Origin of the sequence: Roseateles sp. (assembly GCF_036486225.1) — a bacterium.
Classification (GTDB): Bacteria; Pseudomonadota; Gammaproteobacteria; order Burkholderiales; family Burkholderiaceae_C; genus Roseateles.
Genome location: NZ_DASVNZ010000031.1, coordinates 1 through 20,874 on the forward strand (window position 1 = coordinate 1; position 20,874 = coordinate 20,874).

A 20,874-nucleotide genomic window follows, 5' to 3' on the forward strand; every position below is an offset into this window, starting at 1 on the left:
TGACCACGCCTGGCGAAGCGACCGTGGCGGCGCCAACGCGCATCGCCCCGGCCACGCGCGAGACGACACCCACACGTCCCGCCGCGCCGACGGACGCGTTGCAGGCGCCTTCGCCGACGCTGCAACTGCCTGAACGCCCGGCTCCCATCCTCAGCGAGACGCCCACGACGGTGAGACGCATCGACCGCGCGCCGATCGAACGGACACCCACGCCGCCCGCACCGACGGAACTCAAGGCGCCCGCGGAGCTTCCGCCGTTGACCGCGGCACCCGCCGCCGCGCCTCAACCCGCGCCGACCCCGGCACCCGCGCCGCCGGTGGCACCACCTGCCCCCGCGCCAACGCCAACGCCTGCGCCTGCTCCGACGCCCAGTCCCGCGCCAGCAGCACAGCCGCGCGTGTCAACCACGCCGTCCCCCACGCCGACGCCGGCCAACCGGATCTCGCTGGACGGCTCGACGACGCCGACGACGACACAACCCAGCGTCGGCGCCCCTGACGCCGGCGCACGCACGGGACACGACGTGGCGACGCCGGCCTCGACGCCACCGAACGCGCCCAAGCTGAACCTTGACATGAACGCCGCACGCGGTCCGATGCGGCCGCGGGGCACGCCTTCAGGCGTGATCTCCGCGATGCCCAAGCCGCCGGAGGACAAGGACGCCCTGGCCGAGAAGATGCGCGAGGCCGGCCAGCAGGAGTGCCGCAAGGCCTACGCGGACAAGGGCCTGCTGGCGGTGGTGCCGTTGGTACGCGATGCCGCGCGCGACAAGGGTTGCCGCTGGTGAACCGGAGGCGCTGCGACGACTCCCCGGCGGCTTGTGCGAACTCCGTTCCGGTTCCCGTCGACCCGGCAGCCTTCGTGAAATCTCTGCTATAGTCGATGTCTTCGTTGGGGGGGTAGCTCAGCTGGGAGAGCGTCGCGTTCGCAATGCGAAGGTCGGGAGTTCGATCCTCCTCCTCTCCACCAACAGATCCGGAAGGGGTCGCACCGAAAGGCGCGACCCCTTTCTCTTTGGCGTGAGGGCGAAGCCCGGGTGGGCATCAAGCCTTGGTGAGCCGCTCCTTGGCCAGCTTCGTGCCTTCGGCCAGCGCCTGCAACTTCCGCCACGCCACGTCCCGCCCCATCGGCGCCAGACCGCAGTTCGTGCAAGGGAACAGGCGCTCCTTCGGCACGAACTGCAGCGCCCGACCGATGGTGTCGGCCACCTCCTCCGGGGTCTCGACGACGTCGCTGGCCACATCGATCACGCCGACCATCACGTCCTTGCCGGCCAGCAGCTTCATCAGGTCGGGCGGCACATGGGAGTGGATGCATTCCAGGCTCACCTGGTCGATGCGGCTGCGTGCGAGCGCGGGGAACACCGCCTCGTACTGGCGCCATTCATCGCCCAGGGTGCTCTTCCAGTCGGTGTTGGCCTTGATACCGTAGCCGTAGCAGATGTGCACGGCCGTCGTGCAGGTGAGGCCCTGCGCCGCGCGCTCCAGCGCCTGCACGCCCCAGTCGGCGGCGTCCTTCATGTAGACATTGAAGGCGGGCTCGTCGAACTGGATGATGTCCACGCCGTCCGCCTGAAGGGCCAGGGCTTCCTGGTTGAGCAACTCGGCAAACGCGAACGCGAGCTTCACCTTGTCGCCGTAGAAGCGGTCCGCCACGGTGTCGACGATAGTCATCGGACCGGGCAAGGTGAACTTCAGCTTCTTCTTCGTGTGCGCACGCGCCAGCTGCGCCTCGAAGGCGTGCACGCGGCCCTTCAGGCGCAAGGCGGCCACCACCTGCGGCACCATCGCGTCGTAGCGGTTGTCGCGGATGCCCATCTTCACCTTGTTCTCGAAGTCGATGCCGTCGACCTGCTCGAGGAAGCCATGCACGAAGTGCTGTCGCGACTGCTCGCCGTCGCACACGATGTCCAGGCCCGCGTCTTCCTGGGCCTTGATCCACAGCAGGGTCGCATCGGCCTTGGCCTGGCGCAGCGCATCGCCTTCAGCCCGCCATTGCGGCCAGAGCTTGTTGGTTTCAGCGAGCCACGCGGGCTTCGGCAGGCTGCCGGCGATGGAGGTTTCAAACATCAGGGAGTTCCTTTCAGACAAAGACGGATGCGGCGAGGGCTGCTCATTCGGCGGGTTGGCGCTCGACATGGGCCGCCCACTGGTCGAGCACGTGCCGGTAGGGCTTGATGAACTGCTCCTCCGCGAACTTCCCCTGCTTGACCGCGAGCTGGCTGCGCTCTTCGCGGTCGTAGACGATCTGCGTCAACGAGTAGTCCTGGTGCTTCAGGCTCGGTTGGTAGAAGTGCCCCGCCGCGGAATTGGCGTTGTAGATCTCGGGGCGGTAGATCTTCTGGAAGGTCTCCATCGTGCTGATGGTGCCGATCAACTCCAGGCTCGAGTAGTCGCCCAGCAGGTCGCCGAAGAAGTAGAACGCCAAGGGCGCGACGCCATTCGGGGGCATGAAGAAGCGCACCTGCATCCCCATCTTCGCGAAGTACTGGTCGGTCGACGACCGCTCGCTCTGCTGGTATTCGACGCCCAGCACGGGATGGACGTTCCCGGTCCGCCGATAGGTCTTGCTGGTCGAGGCGCTGATGCAGATGACCGGCCGCTTGTTGAAGCGCGCCTTGTAGGCACTGGAATCCGCGAACTGCCTGAACAGCTTGCCGTGCAGGTCGCCGAAGCCTTCCGGCGTTCCGAATTCCGGGCGGTTGAGGTTGTACGCCGGGAGCAGGACGCTGAAGTCGTAGTCGCGCACATAGGAGGAGAAGTTGTTCCCCACGATGCCGGCGATGCGCTGACCGGTCTTCCTGTCGAGGATGCCGGGCTGGAGGATCTCGATCAACGGAAAGGCCGCATCACCGCGCTCGGTGTCGACGGCCATCTCGACGGAGATGATCTCGAGCTCGACCGTGTAGCGATCACCGGTCGGGTTGTCCCAGTGCGCCAGGTCGTTGAAGCGGTTGTCGATCATCCGCAGCGTGTTGCGCAGGTTCTGCCGCCGACTCTCCCCGCGGGCCAGATTGGCGAAGTTGGTCGTGATGCGCGTGCCGTCCGACGGCTGGTAGTCCTCATCGAAGCGGATGCTCTTGAGGCTGAAGGTGATGGCTTCGTTCATGGCAATGGGATGGGCTGATGTCTGGGAGAGGCGTCGATCGCAGCGTCAGGCCGCAACCCTTTCCTCGGCCTGAGGGAGCGCGGCGCGGCGCGCCAGATCGATCAACGGCAACGCCCGCTGGACCGCCAGGGCGGCCCGCTTCAGCAGGGCCTCGTCGCGCAGGCGGTAGTCGACGAAGTCCGTGTCGGTCGCGTACACGCCCAGCGGCAAGGTGCGCGTCTGGAAGAAGCTGAACAGCGGCCGCAGCTGGTGGTCGATCACCAGGGCATGACGCTCGCTGCCGCCGGTGGCGGCCAGCAGGACCGGCGTGTCGATCAAGGCGTCCTGATCGATGAAGTCGAAGAAGTGCTTGAACAGGCCCGTGTAGGCGCCGCGGAAGACCGGCGTCGCGACCACCAGGACGTCGGCCTGCTCGACCGCGAGCAGCGCCCGCTCCACGACGTCGGGCACTTGGGAACGCCACACCGAGCCGGCGAACTGCGGGGCCAGCGGGCCCAGCTCGATCAGGTGCTGTTCGCAGGGGACCGCCTCGGCGATCAGATCCAGCAGGTGCGCGGCCAGGGCAGCGGATTTGGAGGGACGTTGCATCCCGCCGGAAACGGCGACGAGGCGGAGAGGACGGGTCATAGGGAGCGGATGCTAGCCAGGGGAGCTCATGACGTAAAATGGTCAATTCTCACCAACCCATGAAAATGGCTCATCCGAATGCTTGAACGTATCCACCTCAGCATCGTTCAGCAGGTCGAGAAGCAGGGGTCGTTGACGGCCGCCGCCGGCGTGCTGCATCTGACCCAGTCGGCCCTGAGCCACAGCATGAAGAAGCTGGAGCAGCAGCTGGGCACCGACATCTGGCTGCGCGAAGGCCGCAGCCTGCGGCTGACGCAGGCCGGCCAGTACCTGCTGGCCGTGGCGAACCGGGTGCTGCCGCAGCTGGATCTGGCCGAGGAGCGCCTGGGCCAGTTCGCGCAGGGCGAGCGCGGCGCGCTGCGCATCGGGATGGAGTGCCACCCCTGCTACCAGTGGCTGCTCAAGGTGGTGTCGCCATATCTCACCGCCTGGCCCGACGTGGATGTGGACGTGAAGCAGAAGTTCCAGTTCGGCGGGATAGGCGCGCTCTTCGGCTACGAGATCGACCTGCTGGTCACACCGGACCCCCTGTTCAAGCCGGGTCTGAGCTTCGTGCCGGTGTTCGACTACGAGCAGGTGCTGGTCGTGGCCAAGAGTCATGCGCTGGCGTCGGCGGCCTATGTGAAGCCCCAGCAGTTGATCCCCGAGGTGCTCATCAGCTACCCCGTGGACATCGAGCGCCTGGACATCTACAACCAGTTCCTGCTGCCGGCCGGCGTCACGCCCAGGCGCCACAAGGCCATCGAGACCACGGACATCATGTTGCAGATGGTCGCCAGCGGCCGCGGCGTCGCCGCCCTGCCGCGCTGGCTGGTCGACGAATACGCGGCCAGGATGGACGTGGTGCCCGTGCGACTGGGCCCGCGTGGCATCGCCAAGCAGATCTTCCTGGGCGCGCGCGAGGCGGAAACCGCCATCGACTACCTGCGGGCCTTCATCGACATGGCCCGTCGACAGGACGCCGGGTCGCGGTAAAGCCCCAATCGCCATCCGGCGCACCGATCAAGACAATCCACGCCTCCCTCCTGCCGGCGGCGTCCTTGAGTCACACAACATTACAGCAGTCGTACGAAACGCAAGGTTGGCGCCGACGGGCCAGCTGCAAGATGCGGCGCATGGTGGCGTTGACGGTGTTGCCCTGGAGTTGCTCGGTCATGGCGGCCGGGCCGGTCGCGGCCGCCCCTGCGCCGGAGGGCGCCGGTGAGCTGAACGTGTTGCACTGGTGGACGTCCGCCAGCGAGCGCGCCGCGGCCAACCATGTCGCCGCGCGCATGGCCGAGAACGGCCTGAAATGGGTCGACGGCGCGGTCGCCGGCGGTGGCGGCGGCCCCGCCATCAAGGTGCTGAACGAGCGCATCCTGCGCCGCATGGCGCCGCAGGTGGCCCAGCTCAACGGCGCGTCCATGAACGAGTGGGCCGACATGGGCCTGCTGCTGGAGCTCGACGGCGTCGCGGCCAGGCGCAACTGGTCCACGGTCATGTTCCCGCAGGTCATGGCCCAGGTCACGGTGCGCGGCCACATCGTCGCGGCGCCGCTGGGCATCCAGCGCATCAACAACCTCTACCTCAACAAGGCGCTGCTGAAGCGCCACGGCATCGCGCCGCCCGACGACTGGGACGGCCTGGAGCGCGCCGCCGCCAAGCTGCGCGCCGCCGGCGTCACGCCGGTGGTCTTCAGCGACGAACCCTGGCAGGTGGCCACCGTCTTCGAGGCCCTGCTGCTCAGCGAAGCTGGTCCGGCGCTGTACCGCCGCATGCTGGAGCAGCGCGATCTCAGCGCCTTCGACGATCCGGCGCTGGAGCGCGCGCTCCGACGCCTGCGCAACTGGCGCAACCTCGCCCTGCCCGCCAGCGGCGCGGCGCCCGGCGAGCGGCCCTGGACCGAGGTCGTCGCCGACTTCGCCAACGAGCGCGGCGCCATGATGATCATGGGCGACTGGGCCCGCGGCGAGCTCGGCGCGATGGGACTGGAAGGCGAGCGCGACTTCAGCTGCAAGGCCGTGCCGGGTACCGCCCAGGCCCATCTCTACAGCATCGACACCCTGGCCATGCTGGCCGGCAACGGCGGCAGCCAGGCCGACCAGGAGAAGATGGCCGAGCTGCTCGGCAGCGCCACGCTGCAGCTGGGCTACAACCGCATCAAGGGGTCCATCCCCGTGCGCCGCGACGTGCCGGTGGACGAACTCGACCCCTGCGCGCAGGCCTCCTTCCACCTCTTCGCCAACCCCGCCACGCCGCGCGTGCCCAGCCTGGTGCACCGCATGGCCTTCGGCGAGATCGGCAAGAACGCCATCATCGAAACCGTCCACCGCTTCGCGCTGGACCCGAGCCAGTCGCCCGCCGCCGCCCAGCGCAAGCTGCAGGGCCTGCTGCGCGCGCTGAGCCCCAGGAAAGCCGTCCCATGACCCCGAGAAAAATCCTGATCGTCGACGACGACCAGAAGATCCGCAGCCTGCTCAAGACCTACCTCGAGAAGAACCAGTACGAGGTGCTGCTGGCCCACGACGGCGCCAGCTTCATGGCGGAGTTCGAGCGCCACCGCGACGAGATCAGCCTGTGCATCCTCGACGTGATGCTGCCCGACACCGAGGGCTTCACGCTGTGCCAGTCGGTGCGCCGCCGCTCCGAGGTGGCGGTCATCATGCTGACGGCCAGCGCCGACGAGACCGACCGCATCGTCGGTCTGGAGCTGGGCGCCGACGACTACCTCGGCAAGCCCTTCAACCCGCGCGAGCTGCTCGCGCGCATCAAGGCCATCACGCGCCGCACCGGCCAGGAGAAGGCCAAGGAGCCGCGCTACTACGCCTTCAACGGCTTCACGCTGGACCTGCTGGAGCGCAGCCTGGTCGACCCCGACGGCACGGCCACGGCGCTGTCGGGCATGGACTTCCAGCTGCTCAAGCTGCTCGTCGAACACCCCGGCGAGGTGCTGGACCGCAGCCGCCTGGCCGAGGTCACGCGCGGGCGCGACCTGGGGCCGCTGGACCGCTCGCTGGACGTGCAGGTCAGCCGCCTGCGCCAGCGCCTGCAGGACGACGGCAAGCAGCCCGCGCTGATCAAGACCGTGCGCGGCTCGGGGTATGTGTTCTCGACGACCGTGACGCCGCGGCATGCGCCTTGAGCCCTCCTGATCCCTCCTGGCAGCGCGCCCGCAGCTTCCTGTTCGACAGCCTGCAGGGCCGTTTCGTGTTGGCCATGCTGGGCGGCCTGGCGCTGGTGCAGCTCACCGTCAACCTCGTCTGGTACAGCCAGATCGAGCAGCGCGTGCGGCGCCAGACCGAACTGGCCGCCCATCATGTGACCAGCGGCGCCATGGGCGCGGTGCGGGCCCTGCGCGAACTGCCCGCCGCCTACCGCCCGCTGCTCATCGAGCAGCTGCGCACCATGGGCGGCACGCGCTTCCAGGTGTTCTTCAACAACGCCGCGGTCACGGTGACGCCGCTGCCTGGCCAGCCCATGGCGCGCATGCTGGAGCAGCGCGTCACCCAGGAACTGGCGGCCCAGTTGCCTCCGGGCACGCCGGTCCGCGTCGTGCTGGCCTCGCCGGTCGGCCTGGCGGTGTCGCCCAGCGGCGCGCTGCTCAGCGATCTGCCGGAGAGCTGGGTGGAGCCCTCGCTGATCGCCGCCGAGCGGCCGGCGCCCTTCCTCGTCATCCAGGCCGAGACCGAACCCGGGACGTGGCTCTATCTCAGCACCACCCTGCCTGACCCCTACTACCTCGAACAGCTGGAGTTCTTCACCTGGCAACGCCTGACCCCGCAGCTGCTCGCGCTGGGCCTGGCGGTGCTGCTGACGCTGATCGCCGTGCGCGCGATCACGCGGCCGCTGGCGGGCCTGAGCCAGGCCGCCGCGCGCGTGGGCCGGCGCGTGGCGCCCAAGCCGCTGCCCGTCAGCGGCACGCAGGAGGTGCGCCAGGCCATCGAGGCCTTCAACGACATGCAGGAGCGCATCCGCCGCTACATCGGCGATCGCGAGCGCCTGTTCGCGTCCATCTCGCATGACCTGCGCACGCCGATCACGCGCCTGCGGCTGCGCAGCGAGCTGCTGGACGACACCGCCGTGCAGGACGAGTTCCATGAGGACCTCGACGAGCTGGACATGATGGTGAAGACCGCCCTGCAGATCGTGAAGGACACCGACATCCACGAGAACCGCGCGCCGCTGCGCATCGATCTGGTGCTGCAGAAGATGGTGCGGGACGCGCGCATGGGCGGGCACACGATCGAGTTGCAGAACGAGCCGCTGACCGTGTTCGGCAAGCCGCTGGCGCTCAAGCGCGCCCTCGGCAATCTGCTGGACAACGCCATGTTCTACGGCGACGCCGCGCAGGCGGTGGAAGTGAGCGTGGGCAGCGACGAAGAGGGCCTCGTGCTCGTCACGGTACGCGACCGCGGGCCCGGCGTGCCCGACAGCGCCCTCGCCCGCCTGGGCCAGCCCTACACGCGGCTGGAGCATGGCGCCAGCCTTCGCCAGGAGGGTCTGGGGCTGGGCCTGTCCATCGTGCGCGAGATCGTGGCCGACCATGGCGGCACGGTGCGCTTCCGCAATCACCCGTCGGGCGGATTTGAAGTTCGCCTCGCCCTTCCTGCGGGCTGAGCCCTCACCGCCGTACTGCCGCGGCCGCTGGCCCTCACCCCTGCCCTCTCCCGCAAGCGGGAGAGGGAGTAAGAAGGGCACAGTCTTCACCAACGTCGGAGACGGCTTCCGAACAGGGCGTAGAGCAGGATGAGTCCGTACCAGGGCAGCATGACCCAGTAGCCGAGCTGCGGGCTGGTCACATCGGCCAGATGCCCGTAGAGCATGGGGATCAGCGCACCGCCGGCGATGCCCATGATGAGCAGGGCCGAGCCGGCCGCCGTGTACCGGCCCAGGCCCTCCAGCGCCAGCGGCCAGATGGCCGGCCACACCAGGGCGTTGGACAGGCCCAGCAGCGCCAGGAAGAACACCGTGTCGGGCACCGCCGGCACGCCCGCCCAACCCAGCAGCGCCTGCGAGATGCCGGAGGCCGTCGGCGACGACAGCGCGACGCCGAGCACGAAGGTAATGCCGCCCGCTCCGGAGAGGATGAGCGCGGTGCGCTGCGACATCCACTTCGGGATCAGCGCCACGCCCAGCAGATAACCCAGCACCATGAAGCCCATGGTGTACGAGGTCAGCACCCCGTAGTGCGCCACACCGAGTTCACGGCCATAGAGCCCGATGGTGTCGCCCGCGATCACCTCCACGCCGACGTAGCCGAACAGCGCGATGGCGCCGAGCACGACCTGCGGATGCTGGAAGACGCCCCAGGGCTTCACCCCGTCCGAACGCGCCCCCGACGGCGCCTCTTCCTCGTCCAGATCGGGCTCGCGCAGCGACGAGAAGTGGATCAGGGCCATGAAGACCAGCAGACCCGCGGCCATCACCGTGTAGGGCAGGACCAGGCGCTGCGACAGCTCGTTGCGCAGCGCCTCGCGGCCGGCGGCGTCCAGCGCCGCGAGGGCCGGCTCGGAGAAACGTTCCATGCCCGACAGGATCAGCGCCGAGAACACCAGCGGCACGACGATGCCGGCGCCCTTGTTGAACAGGCCCATGATCGAGATGCGCATGGCCGCGCTCTCGCGCGCGCCGATGCAGACGATGTAGGGATTGATCGCGGTCTGCATCAGCGTCATGCCGCTGGCCAGCGTGAACAGCGCGGCCAGGAAGATCGCGTACTGGCCCGAGCGCGCGGCCGGGATGAAGGCCAGCGCGCCGACGGCCATGACGCCCAGCGCGGCCGTCATGCCCTTCTTGTAGCCGATGCGCGCCAGCAGCGCCGCCGACGGCAGCGCCATCACCGTGTAGGCGATGTAGAAGGCGAAGGCCACCCACAGGGCCTGGAAGTTGTTGAGCTCGCAGACGATCTTGAGGAAGGGGATCAGCGAGCCGTTGAGCCAGGTGACGAAGCCGAGGATGAAGAACATCAGCCCGATGAAGAGCATGGGCAGCAGCACGCCCTGCGCTGCCGGGGGGGAGAGGGTCTTGGTGTGCATGGAGGACATGGATGAGGTCGACCCTTAGAACTTGGCCCGGACGCCGACGCTGTAGCGTGCGCCGTTCTCGTACATGCCGATGGGGATGCCGTCGACGGTGTTGGACTTGATGACCTCGTTGTTGATGTTGACCGCGCTGGCGTAGAGCGCGATGTGGCGTGTCACGTCCCAGCTGGCCGACGCGTCCCACTGGCCGTAGGCGGCGTTGACGACCTGGCCGCCCATCTCCACGTTGCCGTAGCTCTTGGAGCGGTAGTTGTAGGAGATGCGCAGCGTGATCGGTCCCCGCTCGTAGTAGCCGCTGAAGTTGAACTGGTCGCGCGAGTTGCCCAGCACCTTCAGGCGCGGCTGGCCCGCCACGGCGCCGGCCTTCGCGTCGGTGAAGGTGTAGTTCACGACGGTGCCGAAGCCGGTGTTGCCGAAGGGCTGCTGCCACTGCAGCTCGAAGCCCTTGATGTCGGCGCCGTTGTCGGCGTTGTAGGGGCGTTCCACCGTCAGCGTCTCGCCGCCCACCTGCTCGGACTTGGACGCCTTGTAGGTGAAGGTGTCCAGCTTCTTGATGAAGAAGGTGCCCGAGACCAGCGCGGCATCGGCGTAGTACCACTCGGCGCCGATCTCGGCCTGGTTGGCGTGCACGGGCTTGAGCAGCGGATTGCCGGCATACCCCTTGGACAGCACGGTGCCGTCGCGGCGCAGGCCGGAGCTGAGCAGGTCGAAGGTCTGTCGGGCCATGGCGCGCGAGACCGCGCCGCGCAGGACGACTTCCTTGCTGAGGTCGTAGACGACGTTGAGACTGGGCAGCGCGTCGGTGTAGTTGTGGTCGACGCTGGTGGGCGAGAAGCCGCCGCTGGCATTGCCCAGATAACCGTCCGAGGTCTGCTGGGTGCGCACGACGCGCAGGCCGAAGTCGCCGCGGAACCTGGCCACCGCGAAGTCGGCCTTGGCATAGACCGCGTTGATGCGCTCGTGGATCTTGTAGTTCTCGTTGAGCACGTCCTTGTAGACCATCGCCTTGTCGAACATCGGGATGCCCTTGCCGACGACGAGACCGTCGTCGAACCAGGCGTACTGCCGCAGCGCGTCGGGCGTGCCGCCGGCCTGGCTCAACTGCGGCGAAGGGCCGGTGGACAGGTCGGCCAGCGAGAACGACTGCCAGCCCGGCGAGCCCGGCCCGGCCGTGCCCTGGATACGGGTGTTCCTGAGCGTGTTGTCGCGGAACTTGGCGCCCACCTTCACCGCCTTGATGACGCTGCCGTCGATGTCGAAGGTGAGGTCGCCCTGCGCGTAGTGCTCCTTGGCATCCATGCGGCGGATGCGGTCGTCGCCGGACTTGAGCGTCAGCGCGTTCGGGTCCAGCGGATTGATGTCGAGGTACTTCACGCCGTAGTGGTCCGGCCCCAGCGAGATCGTCGTGCGCGTGTCGCCTTCCATCCAGAAGTGGCGGTCATGCTTGCTGCCGCCCGAGCTGTTGGTCGTGCCGACCTGGCCGTGCAGCTGCCAGTTGCCGCCCTGATAGGTGCCGTCGAGGTCCGCCACGCGCGACTTGATGTAGCTCTCGCGATAGATGGGCTCGAAGGACACGCCGGTCTTGGGCCCGAAGGTGCCGCCGACCAGCGCCTTGCTGCCGTCGGCCACGGTGATGAACTTCGGGTCGACGGCGCTGATGACGCCGCCCACCGCCAGGCCGCCGGCCTGCCAGAGGTAGTTCTGGTTGTTGTTGTTCATCTTCATGTCCGAATCCATCAGGTTCAGCACGAGATCGGTGGCCGGGTTGGGCTGGAACTGCAGCGCGAGGTTGGTGGTCGTGCGCTCGCGCTCCTGGCGGAAGATGGCCGAGCCGCCGCCCCAGGAGGCATAGGCGTTGGTGACGACGCCGTTCTGGTCCTTCACGTCGTACTTGCCGTCGGAGAACTGCTCCAGGCCGTCACGGCGCATGTGGCGCTTCTGGCTGCTGATGGCCAGCAGCACGCCGAAGGTCTTGTCGTCGTTCTTCCAGTTCAGCAGGCCCGAGAGCTGCGGATCGGTCTTGTCGGGCAGCTTGCTGTACAGGGCCTCGGCGGCGACCTGCACCGTCAGCGGGTCCTTGAAGGCCAGCGGCCGGCGCGTCTTCACGATGACGAGGCCGCCGATGGAGCCTTCATCCTGGTCGGCCGACGGGCTCTTGTAGACGTCCAGGCTGCCGACGATCTCGGACGGCAGCACGTCGTAGTTGAAGCTGCGCGTCTGCGGCTCGTTCAGCCACCACTCGGACGAGGCCACGGCCTGGCCGTTGAGCTGCGTCATGTTGAGGTTCTTGTCGGTGCCGCGCACGAAGATGGCCTTGCCCTCCCCCCAGATGCGGTCCACCGAGATGCCGGGCACGCGCTGCAGCGAGTCGGCCACGTTCTTGTCGGGGAACTTGCCCACGTCCTCGGCGCTGATGCTGTCGACGACGTTCTGCGCCTCGCGCTTCTCGGCCAGGTTCTTCTTCAGCGTCGCCCGCACGCCGCGGACCTCGACGGTGTCGAGCTGCTGGTTCGCCTCCTGCGCCTTCGCTTCCTGTGCATGGGCGGCACCGAAGGCCGCGGCGCCGATCGCCAGGCCGATGAGCCGGGGCAGGAGAAGCGGCCGGGGCGCCGACCTGGATCCAGGCTTGGATTCAGGCTTGAAGTGAGACTTGTGAAGACGCTTGGGGAGAGGCTTGGCCACGTAGATGCTCCTGGGCAACGAGTGCCCGCAATCTAGGGGCGATGGCCTCGTCCGGAGCGCCGCGTTGCGCTTTGCAGGACTTCATTGCACCGACGTTACGTTGGCGCAAGACGGGGTCAGGTTTCCACGCCTCAACCCGAATTTTCATCCGCATTGGCGAAGCGTCACGCCCTTGCCGGACGCGTACGGCACGTCACGCCGCGACGGCCGCGTTCGGAGCACGTCGGGAAGGATTGCGCAACCCGGGCACGGAATCCCCCGAACGAGCGGTGGGACTCCGTCCCACGCGATTGCGGCGTGGCGTCCGACAGGTCTAGTATTGATCGCTCCCACCCGGCGTTCCGGGCCTTGCGCCCGGGGAACCGGGAGCCCGCCGCAAGTCGACACTGCCATACCGGCACTGCCAACCGGCACCGCCACCAGGAGCACCCCATGCTTGAACTGATCGGCGCGATTCTCGTGGGCGCGTTCGCGCTCACCTTCGGGGTCCTGTGCGTCGGACCCATGATCCTGCAGGGCGACGACCTCTGACCGCCCGCCCCTCGGCCCCTCTGACCCAGTGATCCATTGACGGGAACAAGGCTTGCCTGGGCAAGCCATGAAATTCACCGTCCTCACCGTCAATCTCCACAAGGGTTTCGGCTTCTTCAACCGCCGCTTCATCCTGCACGAGCTGCGGGAGGCGGTCCGGGCCGTCTCGGCCGACGTCGTCTTCCTGCAGGAAGTGCTCGGCGAGCATGAACTGCACGCGGCCCGCGTCCCCACCTGGCCGCAGACACCCCACTACGAGTTCCTCGCGGACAGCCTGTGGAGCGACTTCGCGTACGGCCGCAACGCGGTCTATCCGCAGGGCCACCACGGCAACGCGCTGCTGTCCAAGTTCGCGATCACGCGGCACACCAACCACGACGTCTCGGTCGAGGGCCCCGAACGTCGCGGCCTGCTGCACAGCGTGCTCCAGCTCGCCGACGGCCGCGAGCTGCACGCGATCTGCGTCCACCTGGGCCTGCGTGAATCGCACCGCCAGCGCCAGGTCGAGCGCCTGTGCCAGCTGATCAACAGCCTGCCGCCGGAGGACCCGGTCATCGTCGCCGGCGACTTCAACGACTGGCGCCAGCGCGCACACCGGATGCTAAGCCGCTGCGCCGGCCTCGCGGAGGTCTTCGTGAAGTCCTACGGCGCCGCGGCGCGCACCTTCCCCGCGCGTTTTCCGCTGCTGGCGCTGGACCGCATCTACGTGCGCGGCGCGTCGGTGCACGATCCGATCGTGCTGCCGCGCCGGCCCTGGTCCCACCTGTCCGACCACGCGCCGCTGGCGGCGGAGATCCGGCTGTGAAACGCCCCGACTGGCGCGCCGGCAACCGCCTCGAGCTGCTCGAGAACGGCGAGGAGTTCTTCCCCGCCGTCTTCGCCGCGATCGAGGCGGCGAAGCACGAGATCCTCATCGAGACCTTCATCCTCTTCGAGGACAAGGTCGGGCTGGCCTTGCGCGAGGTGCTCATCGCGGCGGCCAGGCGCGGCGTGCGCGTGGACATGACGGTGGACGGCTTCGGCTCGCCCGAGCTGTCGCTGGACTTCGTGAGCGGGCTCACCGACGCGGGCGTGCGACTGCATGTCTTCGATCCGCCGCCCAAGCTGTCGCGTCGCTTGAAGCCGTTCCGCCGGCTGCATCGCAAGATCGTCGTCGTCGACGGCGAGACGGGATTCATCGGCGGCATCAACTATTCGGCGGACCACCTGCTCGATTTCGGCCCCGAGGCCAAGCAGGATTACGCGGTGCGCGTGCAGGGGCCCGTCGTTGCGCAGTTGCGGCGCGTGACGGGGGAGATCCTCGCGACCGCGACACCGCAGACGCCCTCCGCCGGCCCGACCGCGCAGCGCCGTTGGTGGCCGAGCCGCGCGCAGGAACCCCGCAAGAGCAACCCGTCCGCGGGCGACGAGCATCCGTCCACGGCGGGCGAGGCGAAGGCGGTCATCGTCACCCGCGACAACCACCGCCACCGCGACGACATCGAGCGGATGTACCGGCTTGCGCTGCACGCATCGCAGCACGAGGTGATCATCGCCAACGCCTATTTCTTCCCCGGTTTCCTGCTGCTGCGGAGCATGCAGCGCGCCGCGCGCCGCGGCGTGAAGGTCCACCTGATCCTGCAGGGCCAGCCCGACATCGCCTGGGCCCGCTGGGCGGCGCAGCTGGTCTACGACCAGTTGATGCGGGCCGGCGTCCACATCCACGAGTACTGCGAGCGACCGATCCACGCCAAGGTGGCGCTGGTCGACGACCACTGGGCGACGGTGGGTTCCAGCAACCTCGACCCCCTGAGCCTGTCGCTCAACCTCGAGGCCAACGTGATCGTCGAGGACCGCGCGTTCAACCGCGCCTTGCGTGACAAGCTCCTTCCGCTGATGAAGAGCCAGTGCAAGCTGCTGAAGCTCGAACACACCAACGCACACCGCTGGTGGTGGCGCCTGGGCATGGGCGCATTCGTGTTCCATGTGATGCGCCACTTCCCGCGCTGGCTGGCGCGACTGCCGCGACAGGCACAGCCGGTGATGCCGGTGGCGCAAACGCCGGTGGTCGTCAGTGCGTCGCAGCTGCCGGCGGCCGAGGCCTGGCAGTGGCAAGGCGTCTCTGCTATTCCCGGCGCTTCCGGCGCTTCCGGCACGGCATGCCTCAGCAAGGAGACCGCCGAGTGAGTGCGACGCCCACGCCAGACGCCGCGGGGCGACACCCGGCGCGCTGGCGTTGGGGTCGATGGCTGAGCGGCGTGTTCGCGGTCGCGGTGGTGGCGCTGCTCGCCTGGGCGGCGCGACAGGTCGACTGGGACGAGGTCGGCGATGCGCTGCGGCAGTTGCCGCCGGGCGTGCTGGTCGGGGCCGCGATGCTGTGCGCGCTCAGCCACCTCATCTACAGCGGCTACGACCTGATCGGCAAGCGATGGGCGCATCACCCGGTGCCGATGCGGCGGGTGATGCTGATCACCTTCATCAGCTACGCGTTCAACCTCAATCTCGGCTCACTCGTCGGCGGCGTCGCGATGCGCCTGCGGCTGTATGCGCGCGAAGGGCTGAGGCATCCGATCCCGGCGAAGATCCTCGCGCTGAGCATGGCGTCGAACTGGCTCGGCTACGGGCTCCTGGCGGGCGGCCTGTTCCTCTTCGGCTGGCTCGAACCGCCGCCGGAATGGCAGATCAGCGCCACCGCGCTACGCGGGCTGGGCGGGCTGATGTGGGTCGTCGTCGCGGCCTACCTCGCGCTGTGCGCGTTCTCGCCGCGGCGCGATTTCAGGATCCGGGGACACGATTTCTTCGTCCCGAGCCTGCGCCTCGCGCTGATGCAGTTGGTCATCTCCTCGGCCAACTGGCTGACCATGGGCGCGGTGCTGTGGGTGCTGCTGCAGCAGGGCGTCGACTACGGCCACACCCTGTCCGTGCTGCTGGTGGCGGCGGTGGCTGGCGTCATCGCGCATGTGCCTGCGGGACTGGGCGTGCTCGAAGGCGTGTTCGTCGCCTTCCTCGGCCCGACGCTGGGCCACGGTCAGGTGCTCGCCGCGCTGATCGCGTACCGGGCGCTGTACTACCTCGCGCCGCTGTCGATCGCGGCCGTCGCCTACTTCGTGTTGGAGGCGAAGGCGAGGAAGTAGTAGGTGGGATCAGCCGTCAGACCGATCCAGGACCGACTTTCCGGGGTCTCCCACCCTTGCGGCCGTTCGCCCTCGCCGCTTCGGACTTGGCCGCACTGATGCGACGTCCATTGCTCGCAGCGACCATGCTCGCGGCAAGCCCCATCAGCGAATCACTCGCAGCGATCATTCCCTGGATGGAGATGTGCATGTCTTTCTCTTCCAAGCAGAGCGCCTGGCCGCCGAAGCCGATCGCCAGGCGATCAAGTTCCGCCGGGTCAAGCGCATCAAGCTCCGGGAACTTCACGATGGGAAGCGCGATGGCACTTTGATCCGCGAAACCGATCAACAGGGACTGTCGGGACGGAAGGAACTGCACCGAGACGGCTTGAGGCGTGCGGGACTGCCGAGTCGCCACGGCTCGGCGCATGCCGTCCTCCGTCACCGGCACATCATCGACAAGCTGCGCCTTGATCCTCATAGCTCGATCTCCACGACGTCTTGGTTCTCCAGAGAAATCACGGTCATGTACGTCTCCGCGTCGTACTTCGCGTCAACGATGCGATGAGAATCGCTTCGTCCCGTGCGCACAGTCTGTACCTGCTGACGTTGAGTGTCCCAGCGCTGGTTCTCCAGACATGCGCTGCCCCGCGCCTGCCACCAAAGTCCCCTTGCTCGCCGCAGCGCCGCCGGTGACTTCAGTTTCTGACGCAACTCCTCCAACAGGGTCGGCTTCGGTGCTCGCAAGGATGGCGCGACATCCCAGAGGGTCACACCGTTGTGCCAGAAGCTGAACTGGAAGCGGGCATCCCAATCGTGTTCGCCCACGTGGACGTGGGGTGGGCAATGTTCGTTGCGCGTATAGACGACCATGGCCAAGCCCTTGTGACTGCAGACCTTCATACTAACCCAACGGTTTGGTTAACGCTCGGCGGAATCGCCTTTGAGGCGCCACCACTGAGCCACAGTGAACCGCGAGATCAGTTGACAACTGACGATCTGGATCAAGAACTGAACGTGAGACCTGGAATGCGTCGACAACTCACAACAAGACGCTTGCTTCAAAATCGCTTCCGCGCTTGACGGCTGATCTCAGCGCAGCAGCAGCGCGGCTAACGCCAATGCGCAGAAGATCCCCACGTTGACCTTGGGTTCCCAATAGCCCATGAACAGGAAGGTGATGGCCAACCATCCCAGTCCGGCCGCCAGGGTCAGGACTTGCACCGGCAGCGCGGTGACGATGTCCATGGCACGCCACGCGAGGAACAGTCCGAGGAGTCCGAGCGCGACCTGCCCCAACGCGAATGCCGTGTTCAGGCCGTAGTAGAGCGTCGTCTCCGGGCCGGGCGGGTGCTTGCCTCGGAGAACGTGCGACACGACGTCGATGGCGAAGTGCAAGGTGCCGCTCAAGGCGAGCCAGCCGTAGGTGGTGTAGACCAGGTACTTGTTCATCGTCATGCGGCGTCCAGCGCCGCGTGCGTCGCCGTCTGCATCGCGGCATGCCGTGACGGGAAGCCCGCGGCGGGCGCTCGTGCCAGCAGGGGCAACCACGTCGTGCGCCATTGCGCGAGCGCGGCGCCGTCGTCCTTGAACGTGAGGTCCAGGAACGCCAGTCCGAGTTCGGCGGTCGCGAGCTTCACCTTCGGATTCAGCGCCGCGCCGCCCGTCAGCGAACGGTCGGTGAAGATGCTGTGGGAGCCCGCCTGGAACACCGCGAGGAGCTTGCGCGGATCTCCGATCGCATCGAAGACCTGGAGCCGATCCGCCGCGCCCGAGCGATAGCCGGGGATCTCGATCACGTCCTCGGTGGCGGTGATGTGGACGGTGGGCACCGACACGTGTCCCAGCACCGCCGCCAGATCGCTCTCGCCATAGAACGGCGGCGCGGAGATCACGATGCCCGCGGAGAAGCGCTCGTCCTGACAGGTGACCACCCTGCCCTGCCGCACCACCTGCGCGCCGATCGAGAGCAGCGTGGTGTTCGCGCCGTACGAGTGTCCGGCGGCGACGAGGCGTCGCCGGTCCACGGCGCGTCCCAGCGGACCGGTCTCGTCGGAGAGCATCCGGTCCAGCGCGAAGCGCACGTCGGCGGCACGAGCGATCGCCTCGCTCTCCTGGGCGGCCGAACGCAGCCGGCTCACGATGCCGAACGGATTGCCGCGCCAGACGGCCACGTCGCTCCCCGCGTGTTGCACGTGCAGGCTGGCGACGCCCCTCGATGACCAGTGCCTGCCGAGGTAGCTGTAGCCCTGTCGCGAGCCGCCGATGCCGTGCGAGAACACCACCAGCGGCACGCCTTCCGCAGACGATGTCTGCGCCGGCCAGTACAGGCGGGCGGGCACGGCGCGCGATCGCGCGGCGTCGACCCAGTCGAAATCCATCACGCGGAAAGGCGGGCCTGCGGGGCCGGCGTCCTCCGCTCGCAACAACGCCGGCATCGGCAGCGCGGAGGCCAGCAACAGGGCATTCAACTGCCGGCGACGTGAGCTCACCGGCTCGCGGACATCGGCGCTCAAGGGTTGACCCCGAAGAGGCCCAAGCCCGTGACGACCGCCGTGCGGCCTTTCTGCGAGGGAATGTCGAAAGCTGTCCAGGGCGCCATGGTTCCTTGCCTGCAGTAAACTGGATGCACAAATTAATGCACCGAGTGCAGTTTATAGCGCACCCGGTGCACGAACACAAGAGCGCAGCATGCCCCCTCCTCTTCCCACCGCGGACGACGACGCCACCGAAGGCGCGCGCGAGCGCAAGCGTCGCGAGACGCGGCACCGCATCGCCGAGACCGCGTTGCGGCTGTTTCTCGCCCACGGTTTCGAGGGCACGACGCTGGACGTGATCGCCGCCGAATCGGACATCTCACGTCGGACCTTCTTCTCCTATTTCAAGTCCAAGGACGACATCCTGCTGTTCTGGCAGGACGTGCATTGGCGCGCGATCTACGACGACCTGCTCAAGACGTCCCCCGACGTACCGCCGCTGGACGCCGTGCGCGACATCATGGTGAAGCACATGTCGCGCTACACCTCCGAGGAGATGCAGGCCATCGACACGCTGATGCGCTCCAGCCCGACGCTGTACTCGCGCAAGCAGGCGTTCTATGCGGAGCAGGAGCTGGTGCTCTTCACCCAGCTGTGCGAGGTCTGGCGCCAGCCGGAGCGGCGGCCGGCGCTGCGCATGGTGGCGATGGTCGCCATGGGCGCGATGCGGGTGACGACGCAGACGTGGAACGAGTTGCCCAGCCCGCGCAAGCCGATGGCCAAGCTGCTGCGGGAGTCGTTCGAGAGCCTGCGGTCGGAGCTCTGAAGCCGGAGACCCAGGCACCCGCCTTGCTGAGGCCTTCGAAAGCATCCGCCATGGATGCGCCGATCGGCTCAACCAGGACGTCGCCATGCCCCACCTCCGCTTCCAGGTCGCCGCGCTGAGCGCGCTGCTGCTCACCCTGCCCTTCGTGCATGCCGCCGACGACGCCGGCAAGGGCACGGGCAACGAGCAGCCCGGCAAGGTCAAGACCGCCATCGCCAAGACCATGGGCCGGATCCGGCTCGACGGCGACATGCTCGCCGTGCTGAAGGCGCATGAGAACCTGCGGCCCAAGGCGATCGAGAAGATCGACGTGCCCGCCGCGCGCGCGAACCCCACCGTCGCCGACGCCGTCAACGCGCTGCTGCGCCAGAACGGCCGCAGCACCGATCCCGCCCAGCTCGTGCCCGGCGTGACCAGCATCGACGGCACCGTGCAAGGCGGCGCGGGCATGATCCCGGCGCGCTTCTACACGCCCGCGGGCCCAGGCCCCTTCCCCGTCGTCGTCTACTTCCACGGCGGCGGCTGGGTCATCACCGACAAGCAGGTCTACGACGCCAGCGCGCGCGGCATCGCCAAGCAGGCGCAGGCGGTCGTGGTCTCGGTCGACTACCGCCAGGCGCCGGAGAACAAGTTCCCCGCCGCCTGGGACGACGCACTGGCGGCCTACAAATGGACCATCGCCAACGCGGCCAGTTTCAAGGGCGACGTCAGCCGCGTCGCGCTGGCGGGCGAAAGCGCCGGCGGCAACCTCGCGCTGGCCACCGCGATCGCCGCGCGCGACGCCAATCTCCAGAAGCCGGCACACGTGCTCGCCATCTACCCGGTCACGCAGAGCAGCCTCAACACCGAGTCCTACCTCGAGAACGCCGCCGCCCAGCCGCTGAACCGCGCCATGGTCGAGTGGTTCATCGACAAGCTGCTGGTCGACAAGGCGCAGCTCAAGGACTGGCGCCTGAACCTCGTCGACGCGAAGCTCGCGGGACTGCCGTCGGTGACGCTGATCAGCGCGCGGGTGGATCCGCTGCGCTCGGACAGCGCGAAGATGGAAGAGGCGCTGAAGAAGGCCGACGTGCTGGTCGAGCGCCGCGACTACGAGGGCGTCACCCACGAGTTCTTCGGCATGGCCGCCGTCGTCGAGAAGGCGCGCAATGCGCAGGCCTTCGCCGGTGAACGGCTGCGCAAGGCCTTCGGGGAGTGATGCTAGGCAAGGCCGCGCCAAGCCGTCGGTGTGGAGAGCCCCCCGGCCCCTCAAGCACCGACGGCTCGCGCTGCGCTCTTACACCGCCCAGCGCAACATCGGCGCTGCGACGGAAAGTGGTGCCGGCTCGTGAGCCATCTCAGGCTCACGACCCGGCGTGCTCAGCACGCGATCGAGCAGCCGCTGCTCCAGCGCGGCGAACGCCGCATCGCGTCGGCGCGGCCGCGGCAGATCGACGCGCAGGTCGAGCGCCAGCCGGCCCTCCTCGATCAGCAGCACGCGGTCCGCAAGCGCGACCGCCTCGGCGACATC

At 67.9% G+C, this 20,874-nt stretch carries 18 protein-coding genes, 1 tRNA gene and 2 pseudogenes; 11 read left to right on the top strand and 10 right to left on the bottom strand.

All coding sequences use genetic code 11. The features are described 5' to 3' along the window. Both VF536_RS03085 and VF536_RS03090 read left to right on the top strand, forming a co-directional pair. A pseudogene (locus tag VF536_RS03085) lies at positions 1–788 on the top strand (hypothetical protein); the annotation flags it as partial. Positions 789–894: 106 nt separating this feature from the next. Beyond that, positions 895–970: transfer RNA gene (locus VF536_RS03090), tRNA-Ala, on the top strand. A gap of 74 nt (positions 971–1,044) precedes the next feature. Here the strand turns inward: VF536_RS03090 and VF536_RS03095 are convergent. Genes VF536_RS03095 through msuE form a run of 3 tightly spaced genes read right to left on the bottom strand, consistent with a single transcriptional unit; the run spans position 1,045 to position 3,736 of the window. Then, positions 1,045–2,070: a methionine synthase gene (locus VF536_RS03095; protein WP_331613320.1), complete on the bottom strand. Its 1,026-nt coding sequence runs from the start codon at positions 2,068–2,070 to the stop codon at positions 1,045–1,047. Between the two features lie 43 nt (positions 2,071–2,113). Next, a complete protein-coding gene (locus VF536_RS03100; protein ID WP_331613321.1) occupies positions 2,114–3,109 on the bottom strand; it encodes a DUF1852 domain-containing protein in 996 nt (331 codons plus the stop codon). Between the two features lie 45 nt (positions 3,110–3,154). Continuing rightward, positions 3,155–3,736 carry an FMN reductase gene (gene msuE / locus VF536_RS03105; protein WP_331613322.1) on the bottom strand — a complete coding sequence of 194 codons (582 nt, stop codon included), beginning with the start codon at positions 3,734–3,736 and terminating at the stop codon, positions 3,155–3,157. A gap of 78 nt (positions 3,737–3,814) precedes the next feature. Between msuE and VF536_RS03110 the strand changes: the two genes are divergently transcribed. The 4 genes from VF536_RS03110 to VF536_RS03125 all read left to right on the top strand — a co-directional run bounded on the left by VF536_RS03110 (position 3,815) and on the right by VF536_RS03125 (position 8,332). Then, complete coding sequence (locus VF536_RS03110; RefSeq protein ID WP_331613323.1) at positions 3,815–4,711, top strand: LysR family transcriptional regulator; 897 nt, start codon at positions 3,815–3,817, stop codon at positions 4,709–4,711. A 140-nt stretch (positions 4,712–4,851) separates the two neighbouring features. After that, positions 4,852–6,141 carry an ABC transporter substrate-binding protein gene (locus VF536_RS03115; protein ID WP_331613324.1) on the top strand — a complete coding sequence of 430 codons (1,290 nt, stop codon included), beginning with the start codon at positions 4,852–4,854 and terminating at the stop codon, positions 6,139–6,141. After that, a complete protein-coding gene (locus VF536_RS03120; RefSeq protein WP_297524184.1) occupies positions 6,138–6,857 on the top strand; it encodes a response regulator in 720 nt (239 codons plus the stop codon). Before VF536_RS03115 ends, VF536_RS03120 begins: the two co-directional genes overlap by 4 nt. Next, the gene (locus VF536_RS03125) at positions 6,854–8,332 is read left to right on the top strand and encodes an ATP-binding protein (protein WP_331613325.1); all 1,479 of its coding nucleotides are present in this window, start codon (positions 6,854–6,856) and stop codon (positions 8,330–8,332) included. The genes VF536_RS03120 and VF536_RS03125 overlap by 4 nt, the downstream gene beginning before the upstream one ends. Positions 8,333–8,418: 86 nt before the next feature. Here VF536_RS03125 and VF536_RS03130 read toward each other — a convergent pair whose 3' ends face one another. Both VF536_RS03130 and VF536_RS03135 read right to left on the bottom strand, forming a co-directional pair. After that, the gene (locus tag VF536_RS03130; RefSeq protein WP_331613326.1) at positions 8,419–9,750 is read right to left on the bottom strand and encodes a sugar MFS transporter; all 1,332 of its coding nucleotides are present in this window, start codon (positions 9,748–9,750) and stop codon (positions 8,419–8,421) included. A gap of 24 nt (positions 9,751–9,774) precedes the next feature. Continuing rightward, positions 9,775–12,438, bottom strand: a complete 2,664-nt coding sequence (locus VF536_RS03135) for a TonB-dependent receptor (protein WP_331613327.1) — start codon at positions 12,436–12,438, stop codon at positions 9,775–9,777. 598 nt (positions 12,439–13,036) lie between these two features. Here VF536_RS03135 and VF536_RS03140 point away from each other — a divergent pair. From VF536_RS03140 to VF536_RS03150, 3 genes are read left to right on the top strand one after another with little or no spacing between them, the layout of a single operon-like run. Further along, positions 13,037–13,774, top strand: coding sequence for an endonuclease/exonuclease/phosphatase family protein (locus VF536_RS03140; RefSeq protein ID WP_331613328.1), 738 nt, complete (start codon positions 13,037–13,039; stop codon positions 13,772–13,774). After that, complete coding sequence (gene clsB, locus VF536_RS03145) at positions 13,771–15,135, top strand: cardiolipin synthase ClsB (protein ID WP_331613329.1); 1,365 nt, start codon at positions 13,771–13,773, stop codon at positions 15,133–15,135. The genes VF536_RS03140 and clsB overlap by 4 nt, the downstream gene beginning before the upstream one ends. Continuing rightward, on the top strand, positions 15,132–16,082 hold the full coding sequence (locus VF536_RS03150) for a lysylphosphatidylglycerol synthase domain-containing protein (protein ID WP_331613330.1): 951 nt from the start codon (positions 15,132–15,134) through the stop codon (positions 16,080–16,082). Before clsB ends, VF536_RS03150 begins: the two co-directional genes overlap by 4 nt. A gap of 16 nt (positions 16,083–16,098) precedes the next feature. On the opposite strand, the gene VF536_RS03155 is transcribed toward VF536_RS03150, so the two are convergent. From VF536_RS03155 to VF536_RS03170, 4 genes are all read right to left on the bottom strand, one after another. Continuing rightward, positions 16,099–16,542 (bottom strand): DUF2442 domain-containing protein, encoded by a 444-nt coding sequence (locus VF536_RS03155; RefSeq protein ID WP_331613331.1) that lies wholly within the window; start codon positions 16,540–16,542, stop codon positions 16,099–16,101. Continuing rightward, positions 16,539–16,934: a DUF4160 domain-containing protein gene (locus VF536_RS03160; protein WP_331613332.1), complete on the bottom strand. Its 396-nt coding sequence runs from the start codon at positions 16,932–16,934 to the stop codon at positions 16,539–16,541. Before VF536_RS03160 ends, VF536_RS03155 begins: the two co-directional genes overlap by 4 nt. Before the next feature lie 219 nt (positions 16,935–17,153). Continuing rightward, a complete protein-coding gene (locus VF536_RS03165) occupies positions 17,154–17,519 on the bottom strand; it encodes a hypothetical protein (RefSeq protein ID WP_331613333.1) in 366 nt (121 codons plus the stop codon). Continuing rightward, positions 17,516–18,577 carry a hypothetical protein gene (locus tag VF536_RS03170; RefSeq protein WP_331613334.1) on the bottom strand — a complete coding sequence of 354 codons (1,062 nt, stop codon included), beginning with the start codon at positions 18,575–18,577 and terminating at the stop codon, positions 17,516–17,518. Before VF536_RS03170 ends, VF536_RS03165 begins: the two co-directional genes overlap by 4 nt. Before the next feature lie 175 nt (positions 18,578–18,752). Between VF536_RS03170 and VF536_RS03175 the strand changes: the two genes are divergently transcribed. Next, a complete protein-coding gene (locus VF536_RS03175) occupies positions 18,753–19,364 on the top strand; it encodes a TetR/AcrR family transcriptional regulator (protein ID WP_331613335.1) in 612 nt (203 codons plus the stop codon). 85 nt (positions 19,365–19,449) lie between these two features. Beyond that, positions 19,450–20,562, top strand: coding sequence for an alpha/beta hydrolase (locus VF536_RS03180; RefSeq protein WP_331613336.1), 1,113 nt, complete (start codon positions 19,450–19,452; stop codon positions 20,560–20,562). A 78-nt stretch (positions 20,563–20,640) separates the two neighbouring features. Here the strand turns inward: VF536_RS03180 and VF536_RS03185 are convergent. Then, positions 20,641–20,874 (bottom strand): annotated as a pseudogene (locus tag VF536_RS03185) (sulfonate ABC transporter ATP-binding protein); the annotation flags it as partial.

What these genes read in the sequence shown, in the direction of transcription:
- VF536_RS03095 (WP_331613320.1), bottom strand. Translation starts at nt 2,070, where the DNA reads ATGTTTGAAACCTCCATCGCCGGCAGCCTGCCGAAGCCCGCGTGGCTC.
- VF536_RS03100 (WP_331613321.1), bottom strand. Translation starts at nt 3,109, where the DNA reads ATGAACGAAGCCATCACCTTCAGCCTCAAGAGCATCCGCTTCGATGAG.
- msuE (WP_331613322.1), bottom strand. Translation starts at nt 3,736, where the DNA reads ATGACCCGTCCTCTCCGCCTCGTCGCCGTTTCCGGCGGGATGCAACGT.
- VF536_RS03110 (WP_331613323.1), top strand. Translation starts at nt 3,815, where the DNA reads ATGCTTGAACGTATCCACCTCAGCATCGTTCAGCAGGTCGAGAAGCAG.
- VF536_RS03115 (WP_331613324.1), top strand. Translation starts at nt 4,852, where the DNA reads ATGGTGGCGTTGACGGTGTTGCCCTGGAGTTGCTCGGTCATGGCGGCC.
- VF536_RS03120 (WP_297524184.1), top strand. Translation starts at nt 6,138, where the DNA reads ATGACCCCGAGAAAAATCCTGATCGTCGACGACGACCAGAAGATCCGC.
- VF536_RS03130 (WP_331613326.1), bottom strand. Translation starts at nt 9,750, where the DNA reads ATGCACACCAAGACCCTCTCCCCCCCGGCAGCGCAGGGCGTGCTGCTG.
- VF536_RS03140 (WP_331613328.1), top strand. Translation starts at nt 13,037, where the DNA reads ATGAAATTCACCGTCCTCACCGTCAATCTCCACAAGGGTTTCGGCTTC.
- VF536_RS03155 (WP_331613331.1), bottom strand. Translation starts at nt 16,542, where the DNA reads ATGAGGATCAAGGCGCAGCTTGTCGATGATGTGCCGGTGACGGAGGAC.
- VF536_RS03160 (WP_331613332.1), bottom strand. Translation starts at nt 16,934, where the DNA reads ATGGTCGTCTATACGCGCAACGAACATTGCCCACCCCACGTCCACGTG.
- VF536_RS03165 (WP_331613333.1), bottom strand. Translation starts at nt 17,519, where the DNA reads ATGACGATGAACAAGTACCTGGTCTACACCACCTACGGCTGGCTCGCC.
- VF536_RS03175 (WP_331613335.1), top strand. Translation starts at nt 18,753, where the DNA reads ATGCCCCCTCCTCTTCCCACCGCGGACGACGACGCCACCGAAGGCGCG.
- VF536_RS03180 (WP_331613336.1), top strand. Translation starts at nt 19,450, where the DNA reads ATGCCCCACCTCCGCTTCCAGGTCGCCGCGCTGAGCGCGCTGCTGCTC.